We start from the raw sequence: 14823 nt of genomic DNA, 5'->3' as shown, positions 1-14823 counted from the left end.
CCAGGGCATGACGTGTTGCTATAGTCACGCCGTGGCTCCCCTTAGTCAGGTGGTCACAGCTAGCCTGTTAATCTGTGGTGGAGAGGCAGGCAACACAGAGCCCCAGGGCTCTGGCGGCCACCGCTACAACGGGGGCCGGGAAACAGGGCGCCAAACGGCGCCTTTTTTCTAAGCGGCAACTGGTGTTTCAGCCGGCACGGGAAACAGCTCGGGAAGATCAGGCCGCAGCTCATAGCCCTGTACAGCGCCATCGCAGGCGCGGACCACAGCAGGTACACGCTCAACCGGGACGCCACGCTTCTTCCACTGCGAAATGGCCATCGGGCTGACGTTTAGCAAGGCCGCCAGCTTTCGGCCGCCGCCCACAGCCTTGATGGCTCGGGCGATGGGGGCATCGTGATGCATAAACAATCCGTATGGAGTGAATGACTAAAATAGACATTACGTTTATTTCAACACTCTGTCTAGCCCCGTAAACTTGGTGTTTATGAATACATCCGGCCAGCGATTACGCGAATACCTCGACAGCCAAGGCATGTCCTATGCGGATTTTGCCAAGCGCATGAATGTAGACCCGCAACACGTGAACAATTGGTTCAAGCGGGGAGTGCCAAAGGCACGAATATTCGAAGTAGCAGACGCCCTCAAAATAGACCCACGCTGGCTTGCTGATGGCATGGCCCAAGCGCCCAGTGCGCCCGCGAAAATCGGCGTGAACCAGGTCCATTACGGCGGGCCTGATGAGGTGACCCCGCTCGAACCACTGCACCCTTGGGACGACAAGACCCCGTTAGAACCAGATGAGGTAGAAGTGCCCCTGTACAAGGAAGTTGAGATTGCAGCCGGCAGCGGCCGCACAGCAGTGAGGGCTATTGAAGGACGCAAGCTGCGCTTCTCCTACGCCACTCTGCGCGCGGCCGGAGTAGATCCCTCCAGTGCATTCTGTGCGAGCGTCAACGGTGACAGCATGGCGCCTCTGATCAATCACGGCGCAACCATTGGCGTGGACCGGGCGAGCACCAACATCATTGATGGAGAGATTTACGCGCTAGAGCACGATGGCATGCTGCGTGTGAAGATTCTCCACCGCATGCCGGGTGGAGCCATTCGCCTCCGCAGCTACAACAGCGACGAGTTTCCTGACGAGACCTACACCCCGGAACAGATCATCGATCAACACATCGTTGTCCTCGGCTGGGTTTTCTGGTGGTCCGTACTCCGCACCAGGCGTGGGCCGACCCTGGCTCGATAAACAAAAAATACACATTGCGTTGACACAATAATAAACGCGCCGTTTAATTACCTCGTCTCTCCACCACAGAGCCGAGGTAAAACATGTCTGCATCTGTTCACGCGCTCCCGTCCTGCAAGACAGAGCGCATCTTTGAACTGCGCCGTGCCGCCCAGGCCACCGGCTGCCGGTTCTCCCGCGTAAAACCCAAGCCCCGCAACGCGCCGGCCCCCTTCGACCCGAACGATGGGGGGCGTGCCGCATGAACTTCGCCCTGCCCGAAGACAACCTGCTGCGCCTGCTGGCCCAGCTCAACATGACCGGCACCTTCAACCACACCGTTTCGCGCATGCCCTACAGCCGCGAGCAGGTGACGTTCCGCATCCGCATCGAGCGCGGTAACCCGGCGACCGCCGTGCGCATCGAGATGGGCGAAACGGTGCACAGCATGGACATGAAAACCGACGATCCCGAAAAGCACCTGAAGGTCGCCGACTTCATCGACGCCATTGCCAATGGCCGTGTGGACGGCGGCGAGCCTGCCCCGCCCCGCGTCACTCGCGTGCCCCTGCTGCCCGAGCCGGACGCCCTGCTCTCCACCGACCAGACCAACCGGCTGCGCTACATGGTGCGTCACGGCGGCTTTGCCAGCCTCGAAACCGGCCTTGCGCTGCCCATCAACGTCGCCGTTCACCGTACCCGCCCGGTCGAGGGCGTGACGATCATCGCCAGCATTGGCACCGCGAAACCACGCACCAAGTGCTTCACCGTGCGCGGCGATCAGTACGAGTGCCTAAAGCGCCTGCTCAGCAGCATCGAGCACCTTCACATCGTCGCCACGCCCCAGCGCGCGGCCGCAGCGTAGGAGGTCACATGAGCCATTCACTCAAAGACACCGCCGAGCGCCTGGGCCTCAAGCACCGCGACATGATGAAGCGCATGCGCGAGAAAGGCCTGCTGGACAAGTTCAACCGGCCGGCCAATCCCGAGCTGACCAAGCTCTATCTGGTCACGCGTGAATACCGCTACGACCACCCGGTGTACGGCGTGCAGTACCCGCGTACCACCCGCGTCACCGATGCCGGCATCCCGTGGCTGGCCGACAAGCTCGGCATCGAGCGCCCGATGCCAGAACCGCAGGCAGACCCGCGCGATGTCGCCTGAACCCCCGCTCCGGCCCCGCCAGTACGCAGCAGCCATAGTCGCGCTCAAGAGCAAAGACGAACGCCGCACCGCACTGGCCGAGGTCCCGGAGCACCTACGCAACCTCGTGCGCACCCACGTCGAAATCGCCTGGAACCATCCACAGAGGAAAGACTGATGGACACCCGACTGATTGAGTCTCTGCTGATCGAGCTGCTCAAGCTCCCAGCCGAGCGCTTCACCCAGGACAAGATCCTGGCCAACCTCACTCTGGCCGCCACAGCTGCCGGCCTCTCCCTCACCACCGAAGGCAGCACCCTGCAGCGCGAGCATCTGCAGCTGGCTGCTGCGCTGGAGCACCTGGCCGCCGACCTTGGCTGCCAATACCGCGCCCGCGCCATGTTGCGACTCGGCGCCGAGCTGGACGGCATCGAGCTGGGCGCCGTTATCGAGCCAGTAGACAGCTCCGCCCCACTACCGCGCTTCGTCGCGTTCGGCTCCACTGCCCGCGCCACCCTGGCTGGCATCAATGCAGAGCTGCGCAAGACGCTCCAGCCACAAACCAAACCAGCCCCGCCACGCATCGCCGGCCGGGTCAGCCTCAAGCGCCTGGCGGACCAGCTTGCTGACGACGAGGCGCACGCGGCATGAGCCAGGCCACCCAGCGCGAGCTGCGCCTTCCTGCCGCCCCTCGAGCGCAGACCGTTGAGCTGCTATTCCGGGTGTTCGGTGACCTGCTGGTGCCCGTCGAGCGGCTGCGCGCGCAGTACTTCGCCAAGCTCAACGACGACAACTTCACCCGCGCCCTGCGCGAGCTGCGCGTGCCGCTACCCGTCACCAAGCTCGACGCCAGCGCCAAGGGCACCAAGTTCGTCGACATCCGCCACCTGGCCGTACTCATCGACACCCAAGCCGACGCCGCCGACGCCGAGCTGGCCGAGAAGATCTGCCCGCCAGAGCAGGAGGAATGACATGGAGACTCAAGCCCCCACCCAACGAGCGCTGTTCCGCACCGACGCCGACCTGGCTGCCGAGTACTGGGCAGACAAGGAATGGAAGAAGTTCGCCGTCGACATCAAGAAGGGCAACCACAAGAAGCTGACTTACCAACACACGACCTACGTGCGCGCCCGCACCGGAGCTGACGCCGTTGAATGGGTAAAGAGCAACCTCGGCCTGTTTCTGGCGCCATCCAGCTGCTGGTTCGTGGCCAGGCTTGCCGGCCCACGCGAACTCGGTTGTGACATTCGTTAATCGCAACACCAAAACCACCTGACAGCCGCACCCGCTGCCACCACCAGCGATCGGCAAACACGAGGAAGACCACCATGGAACTCACCACAGCTCAACAGTGCGCTCTGCTTGTCATGCTCACCACCAGCGCGCTGGCCTGCTTCATCTTCTACAGCATCGGCTTGCGCACAGGCCGCGACGCAGGCAAGAAGCAGGGCGCCGACAGCGCAACCGCTACCTGGGAAAAGCTGCTGCAAGCCAAGAACGTCGCCAATGAGGACCTGCAGGCCCAGCTCGACGCCCGCACCCGCGAGGCGATGACCCTGCGCAACAACGTCAAGGCCGAGGCCGAAGACCACGCCAAGGTCGAACGCGGCCTACTCAACCGCCTGGCCGCAGCCTCGCCGTTGAGCGATGAAGACCACGCCGTGCTGATCGCTGTAGTCGCCAAGCTGGAGCTGGCAGCCGACACCTTTGCCGGCCTCAACGCCCACGACCACGCCCGTTTTAGCCGCCACCTCCAAGCCCAGGTGCTGGACATGGCCGAGCGTATCAAGAAGGCCCAGGCCAACACCCAGCCCCACCCAGACAGCGAGCTGATCGACTGGCTGGAGATGGACGCCGGCTTCAGTTTCGACCTCCAGACGGCCCATCTGTACTTCGATTGCAACCCCGAAGGACTGAATCCGGTCACCAACAGCCTGCGCGAGATCGTGCGCCGGGCAATGGACCAGGCAGCTCGCGAAGACTTCGACACCGCAAACATGGAGGACGCAGCATGACCTTCATCATCACTCGCAGCGCCAAGCGCTTCGATCTGCTCGAACCGTCCGCCCACATGGTCGACCCGGCCGATATCGCGTGGTCGCTCAGCATGCAGTGCCGCTTCAATGGCCACGTGAAAGCCTTCTACAGCGTCGCCCAGCACTGTCTTGTTGTCGCCGACCTGGTGCCGGCCCAGTACCAGCTGGAAGCCCTGCTGCACGATGCAACCGAGGCCTACGTGGGCGATCTGGTCAGCCCACTGAAACAGGCCCTGCCCGAGTACCGCCAGATTGAAATGCGCGTATGGCACGCCATCTGCCACCGGTTCGACATCGACCCAGTGCTGCCGCCCTGCATCCATGACGCCGACCTGATCGCCCTGGCCACCGAAAAGCGCGACCTGATGGCCGACCACCCCGACGCCTGGCCATGCCTCACCGGCACCAGCCCCGCGCAGTTCCGCATCAAGCCAACCAGCCAGGCCGACGCCTGCCTGGCCTACTTCAATCGCCTGATGGAACTACTGGCCACCACCAATCGCGCGAGGGCTGCAGCATGAGCTGCGAACAGTACATCGCCAAGTCTTTCAGCAAGCACAACAGCCAGTTGATCGACTACATGAACGACCTGATCGAAGACTACCAACGCCAGGGCTACGTCCTCACGGTCCGCCAGCTGTACTACCAGCTGGTAGCCCGTGACGTGATCGAGAACACCCTGCAGTCGTACAAGCGCACGGCCAACCTGATCAACGACGCCAAGTTGGCCGGGCATATGGACTGGGACGCCATCGAGGACCGCACCCGCGAATTTCTGACCAACCCGCATTGGGACGCCGGCAGCTCCATCCTGCGTAGCGCGGCCCAAAGCTACGGCCAGGACATGTGGGCGAATCAGGAGACTCGCGTGTTCGTAGTGATCGAGAAGGAAGCCCTGATCGGCGTCTTGACCGGCACCTGCCGTAAATGGGACGTGCCCATTCTGGCCGCGCGCGGCTACCCGAGCGGATCTGTCCTGCGTGGGTTCGCCGAGGAACACCTATTGCCGGCGTTGTACGTCGGCCAGCGGGTGCGCGTGCTGCACCTGGGCGACCACGACCCGAGCGGCATCGACATGACGCGCGACCTGATCGAGCGGCTGTCGCTGTTCACTCGCCACGAGATGGACGATAGCGACCTAGACCGCATCGCCCTGACTATGGACCAGATCGACGAGATTAAGCCGCCAGAGAACCCGGCCAAGTCCACGGATTCGCGCTTCGCCGCGTACCGTCGCCAGTACGGCACGAGTAGCTGGGAGCTGGACGCACTGTCGCCGCAGTACCTCAACGACCTGCTCGAAGGCCATATCGAGGACAATGTGGACCTGGGCGCATGGGCAGAGAAGTCGGCCGAGGTTGACGCCGTGCGCAACGACCTGCGCCACCTGGCTCGCTCTCAAGAAGAGAAGGAGGCACGGTCATGACCCAAGCCCCCGCCGCCACCGTAGCCACTGCCGTGCGACAGCACGGCGGCGGCCGCCACCCGCTGAACCTGCTATGCACGGCGCCGGCCGGCCGCCTGCAGAGCTCGCGCGGGGGCGTTATAGACCGCCGCGCCGAAGGCGCGACGTCATCCAATACCCTGCCCGCCAGCCGTGCAGCAGCTGCACACCCCACGCCAGGCGTGCGCCGCGCCCGCGAGTTGAGCCCATCGCTCCGCTCTCAAAACCGCCCGCACGCGCAGCTTGTCGAGGGGTATGGGCTAGCCAGCAGTCTCTTTGGCTCCCTTCCAATAATTGCTGAGCAGAATATCTCGATGCTCTTCTTCAACATCTATAAGGAATTGGCGAGCAGGGGCAACTCTCTTGTCCCACGCTTCGATATTGGTCTTCGCGAGAACATGGATCATCTGGTCATCGATCTCATACATCCGCAAAGCAGAGTCGATGTCGAGCAACAATTTCTTTGCATCCAGAAAGAGGCTCCACCATTCAGCGTTCTGCTCAGAGTCAATGAGGGCGGCAAGGCGCTGCTGCAGTCCAGTGATCCATGCCCTGAAGTGCTCTTTGTCATGCCATCCAAATCGATTTCCGCTGCTCCGAGTCCTCAGCTCATTAAGAAACTGATCAACCTCAATGCATGCCCTGAGCCCCATAAGAGCGTTTTGGTGCTCCGCCCTCATCTGCTCAATATGACTCTGCCTCGCGTCTTGCTTCCGCTGCCAGGCCGGTATGCCGATGGCAATGAGGATGCCAATGACGGAACCAATTGCCTGAACCCAAGCAGGTGCATGCTCACTCCCCCACGGCACAAGCAAACCAAGTATGACGGCCGGAACAAGGGCGTAAGGGCTAATCAAGAATCGAACAAGGCCGGCGAGCGTGATCCGTACATGGAACTCCCTATTGAACATGCCAACCTCCTGGCGGTGATGATGCCAATGAGCTTGCCGGCCCTCTGCCACTATGTCCAGCGAGGTGCAGCATGAGCACACCGCGCTGGGTCCTCATCCCCAAAGCTGCCGAGATGTTCGGCTACAGCACCAACGCCATTGAGCACAAGGTTAAGGGCGGCATGTGGTCGCAAGGCCGCATGTGGCGCAAGGCGCGTGACGGACGGATCTTCATCAACATCGAGGAGGTAGATAAGTGGGTCGAGCAGTCCCCCCAGGAAGCGGCCTAGAGACCGAGCTGGCGAAACACACCGGGGTCGAGATCCATGGCAACAGCATCCGCATCGTATTCATGTGGAAGCGCCGCCGCTGCCGCGAAACCCTCGGCCTGCCGGTCACCAAAGCCAACATCAAGCATGCCGCCCAGCTCCGGGCGGCGGTGCTTCATGCCATCAAGACCGGCACCTTCGACTATGCCCAGCACTTCCCCGAATCACGCCGGGCCGGCAACTTCAGCAACACCCGCGACGAGCGCCTAAGCGTACTGCTCGCCCGCTACAAGCCACTCAAGGCCGTCGATATCACCGAGGAAACCGAGCGCCGGTATGGCCTGGCTCTCGACATCTGCGTTGAGCTGCTGGGTAAGGATCGGCTGGCGAGCGTGCTGCTGCCCGAAGATATCCAGAACCTGCGAGTTACGCTGATCACCACCCGCACCACCTCCACGGTAAACCACTACCTGGCTGTTCTCGCCGGTCTCCTGAGCTGGTGCGAGGCAAACGGCTACTGCAGGCCGGGCCTGGCAAATGCCTGCACCCGCTTCGAGATGACCGACCGCGACCCGGACCCACTCACCAAGGCCGAACTGGCCGAGCTGCTGAACAAAGGGTGCCTGCACCCAATGGACCGGGCCGCCGTGACACTGGCCGTTTACACCGGCCTGCGACCTGGCGAACTCGGCGCGCTGGCCAGGGAGGACATCGACCTGGCAAAAGGGCAGATCCACGTGAACCGCGCCATCACCAGCCAGGGCACCTTCAAGCTGCCGAAGACCGGCAAGCGCCGCACCGTGCTGCTTTTCCCGCCGGCCCTCGAAGCCTGCCGCGAGCTGCTTGCCATTGAACACGGCATCGCCCCGCAGACCATCGACGTGCAACTGAACCGCCATGAAGCCCAGCAGGAAACCGTCACCCCGCTGATCTCGCCAACCATCCAGGCGCGCAGGAAACACGTAAACCCCTGGTTCATCCCGTCGTCGTGGAATAGTAAGTGGGCCAACATCCAGCGCCGCGCGAAGATCCGCCCGCGCCGGCCCTACCAAACTCGGCACACCTACGCCTGCTGGTGCCTGGTCGCCCGTGGTAACCTCGCGTTCATCGCCAAGCAGATGGGTCACAAGGACTTCACCATGCTGGTTCAGGTGTATGCCAAATGGATGGACGACGAGTCCCCGAACGAGCTGCAACACATCTGGTCAGGCATGCAAAGCACCAACTGACTTGCCCCAATCCTGCCCCACAAAAATTTGCGCCTAGCTCTAAGTTACTGATGAATAAAGCAATTTCTGATTTATCCCAGCACACCCCGATGATGCAGCAATATTGGAAGCTGAAGAACCAGCACCCGGATCAGCTGATGTTCTATCGCATGGGCGACTTCTACGAGATCTTCTACGAGGATGCGAAGAAGGCCGCCAAGCTGCTGGACATCACCCTGACCGCGCGCGGCCAGTCGGCCGGTCAGTCGATTCCCATGTGCGGCATCCCCTTCCACTCGGTCGAAGGCTACCTGGCCAAGCTGGTCAAGCTTGGCGAGTCGGTGGTGATCTGCGAACAGGTCGGCGATCCGGCCACCAGCAAGGGCCCGGTCGAGCGCCAGGTGGTGCGCATCATCACTCCCGGCACCATCAGCGACGAGGCCCTGCTCGACGAACACCGCGACAACCTGCTGGCTGCCGTGCTGGGTGACGAGCGCCTGTTCGGCCTGGCCGTGCTGGACATCACCAGCGGCCGCTTCAGCGTTCAGGAAATCAGGGGCTGGGAAAACCTGCTGGCCGAACTGGAGCGTCTGAACCCCGCTGAGTTGCTGATCCCCGATGACTGGCCACAGGGCCTCCCGGCCGAAAAACGCAAGGGCTCTCGACGTCGCGCGCCCTGGGACTTCGATCGCGACAGTGCCTTCAAGAGCCTGTGCCAGCAGTTCGGCACCCAGGACCTGAAAGGCTTCGGCTGCGAAAACCTGACACTGGCCATCGGCGCCGCCGGCTGCCTGCTGGGCTACGCCAAGGAAACCCAGCGCACCGCCCTGCCCCACCTGCGCAGCCTGCGGCACGAACGCCTGGACGACACGGTGATCCTCGACGGCGCCAGCCGCCGCAACCTGGAGCTGGACATCAACCTCTCCGGCGGGCGCGACAACACCCTGCAATCGGTGATGGATCGCTGCCAGACCGCCATGGCCAGCCGCCTGCTGGGGCGCTGGCTGAACCGTCCGCTGCGTGATCGTGCCGTGCTCGAAGCGCGTCAGAACGCCATCGCCTGCCTGCTCGACGGCTACCGTTTCGAGACGCTGCAACCGCAGCTCAAGGAGATCGGCGACCTGGAGCGGATCCTGGCCCGTATCGGCCTGCGCAACGCCCGACCACGCGACCTCGCCCGCCTGCGTGACGCTCTCGCCGCACTGCCCGAGCTGCAGCAGGCGATGACTCCGCTGGACACGCCGCACCTGCAGCAACTGGCAAGCAGCATCGCCACCTACCCCGAGCTGGCCGACCTGCTGGCCCGCGCCATCATCGACAACCCGCCGGCGGTCATCCGTGATGGTGGCGTGCTGAAGACCGGCTACGACACTGAACTGGACGAACTGCAGGCGATGAGCGAGAACGCCGGCCAGTTTCTCATGGACCTGGAAGCGCGCGAGAAGGCCCGCACCGGCCTGGCCAACCTCAAGGTTGGCTACAACCGCGTGCACGGCTACTTCATCGAACTGCCGACCAAGCAGGCGGAATCGGCTCCCGCCGATTACATTCGCCGGCAGACGCTCAAGGGCGCCGAGCGCTTCATCACCCCGGAGCTGAAGGAATTCGAGGACAAGGCCCTGTCGGCCAAGAGCCGTGCCCTGGCCCGCGAGAAGATGCTCTATGACGAACTGCTGGAGCGCCTGATCGGTCACCTGGCGCCGCTGCAGGACAGTGCCGCGGCGCTGGCCGAACTGGACGTGCTGAGCAACCTGGGCGAACGCGCGCTGAATCTCGACCTGAACCGCCCGCGCTTCGTCGAAGAACCCTGCATGCGCATCGACCAGGGTCGCCACCCGGTGGTCGAGCAGGTGCTGACCACGCCCTTCGTGGCCAACGACCTCGACCTCGACGACAACCGCCGCATGCTGATCATCACCGGCCCGAACATGGGCGGTAAATCCACCTACATGCGCCAGACCGCGCTGATCGTGCTGCTGGCGCACATCGGCAGCTTCGTCCCTGCCGCCGCCTGCGAACTGTCACTGGTCGACCGTATCTTCACCCGCATCGGCTCCAGTGACGACCTCGCCGGTGGGCGCTCGACCTTCATGGTGGAAATGAGCGAAACCGCCAACATCCTGCATAACGCCAGCGAACGCAGCCTGGTGCTGATGGACGAGGTTGGCCGTGGTACCAGCACCTTCGACGGCCTGTCGCTGGCCTGGTCGGCGGCCGAACACCTGGCCCGCCTGCGCGCCTTCACCCTGTTCGCCACCCACTACTTCGAGCTGACCGTGCTTCCGGAAAGCGAGCCGGTGGTGGCCAACGTGCACCTCTCGGCCACCGAGCACAATGAGCGCATCGTCTTCCTCCACCACGTCCAGGCGGGGCCTGCGAGCCAGAGCTACGGCCTGGCCGTGGCACAGCTGGCGGGCGTGCCCGGCAGCGTGATCAGCCGCGCCCGTGAGCACCTGGCGCGTCTGGAAGCCACCAGCCTGCCGCACGATCGACCTCGGCAAGAGCCCGGACAGCCGCAAGCACCGATGCAGAGCGACCTGTTCGCCAGCACGCCGCACCCGCTGCTGGAGCAATTGCATACGATCAATCCGGATGATCTGACTCCGCGTAAAGCGTTGGAACTGTTATATACATGGAAGACGCAGATCTAACGCTCAATACAACAAACTGCTAGAATCGCGCGCAATTTTACGACCGCCCGGTTTACAGCCTGAGCCGCGGCCCCTGACAGAGCGCCTGAGAGCCCTTCACAGAAAGGGCCCAGGCCGCCGCCCGAGGAGAGAATCAGACATGACCTTCGTCGTCACCGACAACTGCATCAAGTGCAAATACACCGACTGCGTGGAAGTCTGCCCGGTGGACTGCTTCTACGAGGGCCCGAACTTTCTGGTCATCCATCCTGACGAGTGCATCGACTGCGCCCTGTGCGAGCCGGAGTGCCCCGCCCAGGCCATCTTCTCGGAAGACGAGGTGCCGGAAGATCAGCAGGAGTTCATCGAGCTGAACGCCGATCTGGCTGAAGTCTGGCCGAACATCACCGAGAAGAAGGACGCCCTGGCCGACGCCGAAGAGTGGGATGGCGTGAAGGACAAGCTGCAGCACCTGGAGCGCTAAGCCGCTGCAGAACGCAAAGACCCGCCAAGTGCGGGTCTTTTGCATTATGGGATAGCGTCGCTCGGAACAGTCGGCGCACCGCGGTGCACATCGCGGAGGCCAGTTGCCGGCGCCACGCCTGACGTGGCGGGTGCCCTTGCGGATTGCGGGCAGGAATGGCGGGCAAAAAAAGGGGCGGCTTGCGCCGCCCACTTTTATTCCCTAGTCCCTTTATTTCCAAGCCCATCATCCTGATGAATCGCTTCTTGCGATGTTCCTGATCATCGTCCTGATGACCTGTGCTTATCCCTAAGCACGGTTGTGATATTAGCCGCTACAGACTTCCCTGCAAGCCGGCAAAAACCGCCCCCATCCAGTTTTTGAAAATAAAAATACCTTCAAAAACAATGAGTTAAAAAATAAAAAGACAAAAACAAGAGGCAGCCGCCCCAAACGCTGACAGCGTCTGTAAGTGATGGCTTACACGGGGACGCAGAAAAAACCCGGCCGAAGCCGGGTTGGTGATCGAGGCGAACGCTACTGGAACAGTGCGTCGCTCGAAAGGCCATTCTTTTCGAGGATCTCGCGCAGACGCTTGAGCGCCTCCACCTGGATCTGCCTGACCCGCTCGCGGGTCAGACCGATCTCCTGTCCCACCTCTTCCAGCGTACAGCTCTCATGGCCACGCAAGCCGAAGCGGCGTACCACGACTTCACGCTGCTTGTCGGTCAGGTCCGAGAGCCACTGGTCGATGCTCTGGGACAGGTCATCGTCCTGCAGCAGCTCACACGGGTCGGTCGGACGATCGTCGGTCAGGGTGTCGAGCAACGTCTTGTCCGAGTCCGGACCGAGCGAGACATCCACCGAGGACACCCGCTCGTTGAGGCCAAGCATGCGCTTGACCTCACCCACCGGTTTTTCCAGCAGGTTGGCAATTTCTTCCGCTGAAGGCTCATGGTCGAGCTTCTGGGTCAGTTCACGAGCCGCACGCAGGTATACGTTGAGCTCCTTGACCACATGAATCGGCAAACGGATGGTTCGCGTCTGGTTCATGATGGCCCGTTCGATGGTCTGGCGGATCCACCAGGTCGCATAGGTTGAAAAACGGAAACCACGCTCCGGATCGAACTTCTCCACAGCGCGAATCAACCCCAGGTTCCCCTCTTCGATCAGATCGAGCAGAGAGAGGCCGCGATTGACGTAACGCCGAGCGATCTTGACGACCAGGCGCAGGTTGCTCTCGATCATGCGCTTGCGCCCGGCAGGATCGCCCTTCTGCGCCAGGCGCGCGAAGTGCACTTCCTCTTCGGGAGTGAGCAAGGGAGAGAAACCGATTTCGTTGAGGTAAAGCTGAGTGGCGTCGAGCGCCCGGGTGTAATCGATGTACTTGTGCTGCTTGGAGGGAGCGGCGTTCTTGGTCTTGGTACGCGCGACCGGTGCTTCCACCTCATCGCCCTGAACCTCGCCCAAGACGATACCCGGCTCCATGAGGAGCAGCTCATCGTCGACGTCAAACTCCGGCGCTTCTTTTTTTGTGAGAGCCATTGTTGTTGTCCCTAGCTGAGTTCGACAACAGACTCTGGCGGAACCGTCCTGGCCATACCTGAGCCCGTCCCTCCCACGAGATGGAACGAGTCAGCGGCGGATCAACGACGTGGCAGGTATTGCAGTGGATCGACAGGCTTACCTTGGCGGCGAATCTCGAAGTGCAGTTTCACCCGGTCGGCCCCTGTTGATCCCATCTCGGCAATGCTTTGCCCGGCTTTGACCTGCTGCCCCTCCCGTACCAACAGCCTGCGGTTGTGACCGTAGGCACTTACGTAGGTGTCGCTGTGCTTGATGATGATCAATTCGCCGTAGCCCCGCAAACCACTCCCGGCGTACACCACCGACCCATCAGACGCAGCTAAAACAGGCTGTCCTAATTCCCCGGCGATATCAATGCCTTTATTCAAACTACCGTTTGAGGAAAAACGACTGATCACCGAGCCCTGCGTTGGCCAGGCCCAGCCGCTGGCCGAGCGGCTCACGGGCGTTACAGGTGTCGTGGCAGGCGTGCTGGCGACAGGCGGCTTGGCCGGCTTGGTCGCGGGCGGCGCGGTGACGGGAGTAGCAGGCTGAACCGGCCTGCTGGTTGTCGGCGTGCTGCTGCGAACGGGGGTCGACGCCACCGGCTGGCTGGCCAGGGCGCGATTGTCGAAGCGAATGATCTGGCCGACACGGATCAGGTAGGGATCACGCAGGCCATTGTGGGCAGCCAGGGCCTTCCAGTCCCAGCCGAAGCGGAAGGCGATCGAGTACAGGGTGTCGCCGCGCTGCACCACGTAGTGACCACTGCGCACGGGCTGACGCTGGATCACCGGCGCCCGCCCCTGGTTCTGCCCGCGCTCCACCACCTGTACGCCACCGGGAGGCGAACTGACGCAACCGGCCAGCGCGGCAACGGCGAGCGTGGCCAGTGGCAGGCGCAGCGCCATGGCGGCGCGAAGCAGAACGTGAACGACGGTGCGACTCACCCGATGGCTCCCTGAATGATTCCGAGTACGGCGTATTGTGCCGTATTTATTCGGCGCGACCAGCATCGGCGGGTTGACGCTGTGCCAGCCACTCCAGGCCCAGCACCAGCACGATCCCGCCAATCGCCAGCAGCACGGCAATCAGCAGCTGCGCATCCTGGCCGCTGATCTCGGCAAAATGCCCGGGCAGCAGGTTGTGCTGCAACAGCGGCACCTGCTCACCCTTGCTGTCGATACGCCAGGTGAGCGTCTCCTTCCAGGGCCAGACCTTGTTCAGCGAACCGAGCATCAGGCCACTGAGAAAGGCCAGGCTCAGATCACGCCAGCGCGCCAGCAGCCAGCTGAGCAGCCGGGCGAAGCTGAGCAGCCCGAGCAGGCAGCCGGCGGCGAACACGCCCAGCACCAGGAGGTTGAGATCCTTCACTGCCCCCAGCACCACCGAGTAGAGCCCCAGCAGCAGCAGGATGAAGCTGCCGGAGATTCCCGGCAGGATCATCGCGCAGATGGCGATCGCCCCCGCCAGGAACAGGGTCGGCAGGTCGCTCCCCCAGTGCATCGGGGCGGCCACGGTGATCCAGTAGGCGAACCCCAGGCCGAGCAGGAAACTCAGCACCCGCGTCCAGTTCCAGCGCCCGATCTCACGCCCCACCAGGTAGGTGGACACGAGGATCAGACCGAAGAAGAACGACCAGACCGGTATCGGGTGATGCTTGAGCAGGTAGGTGATCAGCCGTGCGAGGGTGAGGATGCTGGTCAGAATGCCGCTGAACAGCACCAGCAGAAAGGTCGCATTGGCTTTCTGCCAGGCGTCCTTGATACGGCCGCGCAGCAACAACAGAAGCGCATCGGGAACGCTGGCGATGGAGCGCAGCAGCTCGTCGTAGATGCCGCTGATGAAGGCGATGGTACCGCCGGAGACGCCAGGCACCACATCGGCAGCGCCCATGGCCATGCCCTTGGCGTAGAGCAGGAAATGTTTCTTCATGGATCCTT

At 62.6% G+C, this 14823-nt stretch carries 18 protein-coding genes; 14 read left to right on the top strand and 4 right to left on the bottom strand.

Annotated features, from left to right (window positions below; translation table 11 throughout):
• Positions 1–168: 168 nt before the first annotated feature.
• Complete coding sequence (locus EPK82_RS17565; protein ID WP_208651151.1) at positions 169–405, bottom strand: transcriptional regulator; 237 nt, start codon at positions 403–405, stop codon at positions 169–171.
• An 82-nt stretch (positions 406–487) separates the two neighbouring features.
• Here EPK82_RS17565 and EPK82_RS17560 point away from each other — a divergent pair, with 82 nt between their 5' ends.
• From EPK82_RS17560 to fdxA, 14 genes are all read left to right on the top strand, one after another.
• Positions 488–1252, top strand: a complete 765-nt coding sequence (locus EPK82_RS17560; RefSeq protein ID WP_134677492.1) for a LexA family transcriptional regulator — start codon at positions 488–490, stop codon at positions 1250–1252.
• Positions 1253–1493: 241 nt separating this feature from the next.
• Positions 1494–2096 (top strand): hypothetical protein, encoded by a 603-nt coding sequence (locus EPK82_RS17555; RefSeq protein WP_134677491.1) that lies wholly within the window; start codon positions 1494–1496, stop codon positions 2094–2096.
• 8 nt (positions 2097–2104) lie between these two features.
• On the top strand, positions 2105–2395 hold the full coding sequence (locus EPK82_RS17550) for a phage antirepressor KilAC domain-containing protein (RefSeq protein ID WP_134677490.1): 291 nt from the start codon (positions 2105–2107) through the stop codon (positions 2393–2395).
• A 156-nt stretch (positions 2396–2551) separates the two neighbouring features.
• A complete protein-coding gene (locus tag EPK82_RS17545) occupies positions 2552–3025 on the top strand; it encodes a hypothetical protein (protein WP_134677489.1) in 474 nt (157 codons plus the stop codon).
• Positions 3022–3345, top strand: a complete 324-nt coding sequence (locus tag EPK82_RS17540; RefSeq protein WP_134677488.1) for a pyocin activator PrtN family protein — start codon at positions 3022–3024, stop codon at positions 3343–3345. Before EPK82_RS17545 ends, EPK82_RS17540 begins: the two co-directional genes overlap by 4 nt.
• A 1-nt stretch (position 3346) precedes the next feature.
• Positions 3347–3628 (top strand): hypothetical protein, encoded by a 282-nt coding sequence (locus EPK82_RS17535; RefSeq protein WP_134677487.1) that lies wholly within the window; start codon positions 3347–3349, stop codon positions 3626–3628.
• 74 nt (positions 3629–3702) lie between these two features.
• A complete protein-coding gene (locus tag EPK82_RS17530; protein WP_134677486.1) occupies positions 3703–4389 on the top strand; it encodes a hypothetical protein in 687 nt (228 codons plus the stop codon).
• Entirely contained in the window at positions 4386–4931 is a 546-nt protein-coding gene (locus tag EPK82_RS17525) for a phosphohydrolase (RefSeq protein ID WP_134677485.1), read from the top strand. The genes EPK82_RS17530 and EPK82_RS17525 overlap by 4 nt, the downstream gene beginning before the upstream one ends.
• Complete coding sequence (locus EPK82_RS17520; protein WP_134677484.1) at positions 4928–5836, top strand: hypothetical protein; 909 nt, start codon at positions 4928–4930, stop codon at positions 5834–5836. Before EPK82_RS17525 ends, EPK82_RS17520 begins: the two co-directional genes overlap by 4 nt.
• Positions 5833–6840, top strand: a complete 1008-nt coding sequence (locus tag EPK82_RS17515) for a hypothetical protein (protein WP_134677483.1) — start codon at positions 5833–5835, stop codon at positions 6838–6840. Before EPK82_RS17520 ends, EPK82_RS17515 begins: the two co-directional genes overlap by 4 nt.
• Positions 6837–7034 carry an excisionase gene (locus EPK82_RS17510; protein ID WP_134677482.1) on the top strand — a complete coding sequence of 66 codons (198 nt, stop codon included), beginning with the start codon at positions 6837–6839 and terminating at the stop codon, positions 7032–7034. Before EPK82_RS17515 ends, EPK82_RS17510 begins: the two co-directional genes overlap by 4 nt.
• Positions 7001–8242, top strand: coding sequence for a site-specific integrase (locus EPK82_RS17505; protein WP_134677481.1), 1242 nt, complete (start codon positions 7001–7003; stop codon positions 8240–8242). Before EPK82_RS17510 ends, EPK82_RS17505 begins: the two co-directional genes overlap by 34 nt.
• A gap of 50 nt (positions 8243–8292) precedes the next feature.
• A complete protein-coding gene (gene mutS / locus EPK82_RS17500; protein WP_394346204.1) occupies positions 8293–10872 on the top strand; it encodes a DNA mismatch repair protein MutS in 2580 nt (859 codons plus the stop codon).
• A gap of 139 nt (positions 10873–11011) precedes the next feature.
• Positions 11012–11335: a ferredoxin FdxA gene (gene fdxA, locus EPK82_RS17495; protein ID WP_037053831.1), complete on the top strand. Its 324-nt coding sequence runs from the start codon at positions 11012–11014 to the stop codon at positions 11333–11335.
• A gap of 516 nt (positions 11336–11851) precedes the next feature.
• Here the strand turns inward: fdxA and rpoS are convergent.
• From rpoS to EPK82_RS17480, 3 genes are all read right to left on the bottom strand, one after another.
• Positions 11852–12859, bottom strand: coding sequence for an RNA polymerase sigma factor RpoS (gene rpoS, locus EPK82_RS17490; protein WP_037053828.1), 1008 nt, complete (start codon positions 12857–12859; stop codon positions 11852–11854).
• 101 nt (positions 12860–12960) lie between these two features.
• Entirely contained in the window at positions 12961–13791 is an 831-nt protein-coding gene (locus tag EPK82_RS17485) for a peptidoglycan DD-metalloendopeptidase family protein (protein ID WP_134677480.1), read from the bottom strand.
• Positions 13792–13876: 85 nt separating this feature from the next.
• Complete coding sequence (locus EPK82_RS17480; protein ID WP_037053825.1) at positions 13877–14815, bottom strand: DUF368 domain-containing protein; 939 nt, start codon at positions 14813–14815, stop codon at positions 13877–13879.
• Positions 14816–14823 lie beyond the last annotated feature (8 nt).

The sequence above is a fragment of the Ectopseudomonas khazarica genome (assembly GCF_004521985.1).
Taxonomy (GTDB): domain Bacteria; phylum Pseudomonadota; class Gammaproteobacteria; order Pseudomonadales; family Pseudomonadaceae; genus Aquipseudomonas; species Aquipseudomonas khazarica.
Note: the sequence above shows the minus strand (reverse complement) of the source record. Positions and strands in the feature narration are given on the sequence as shown.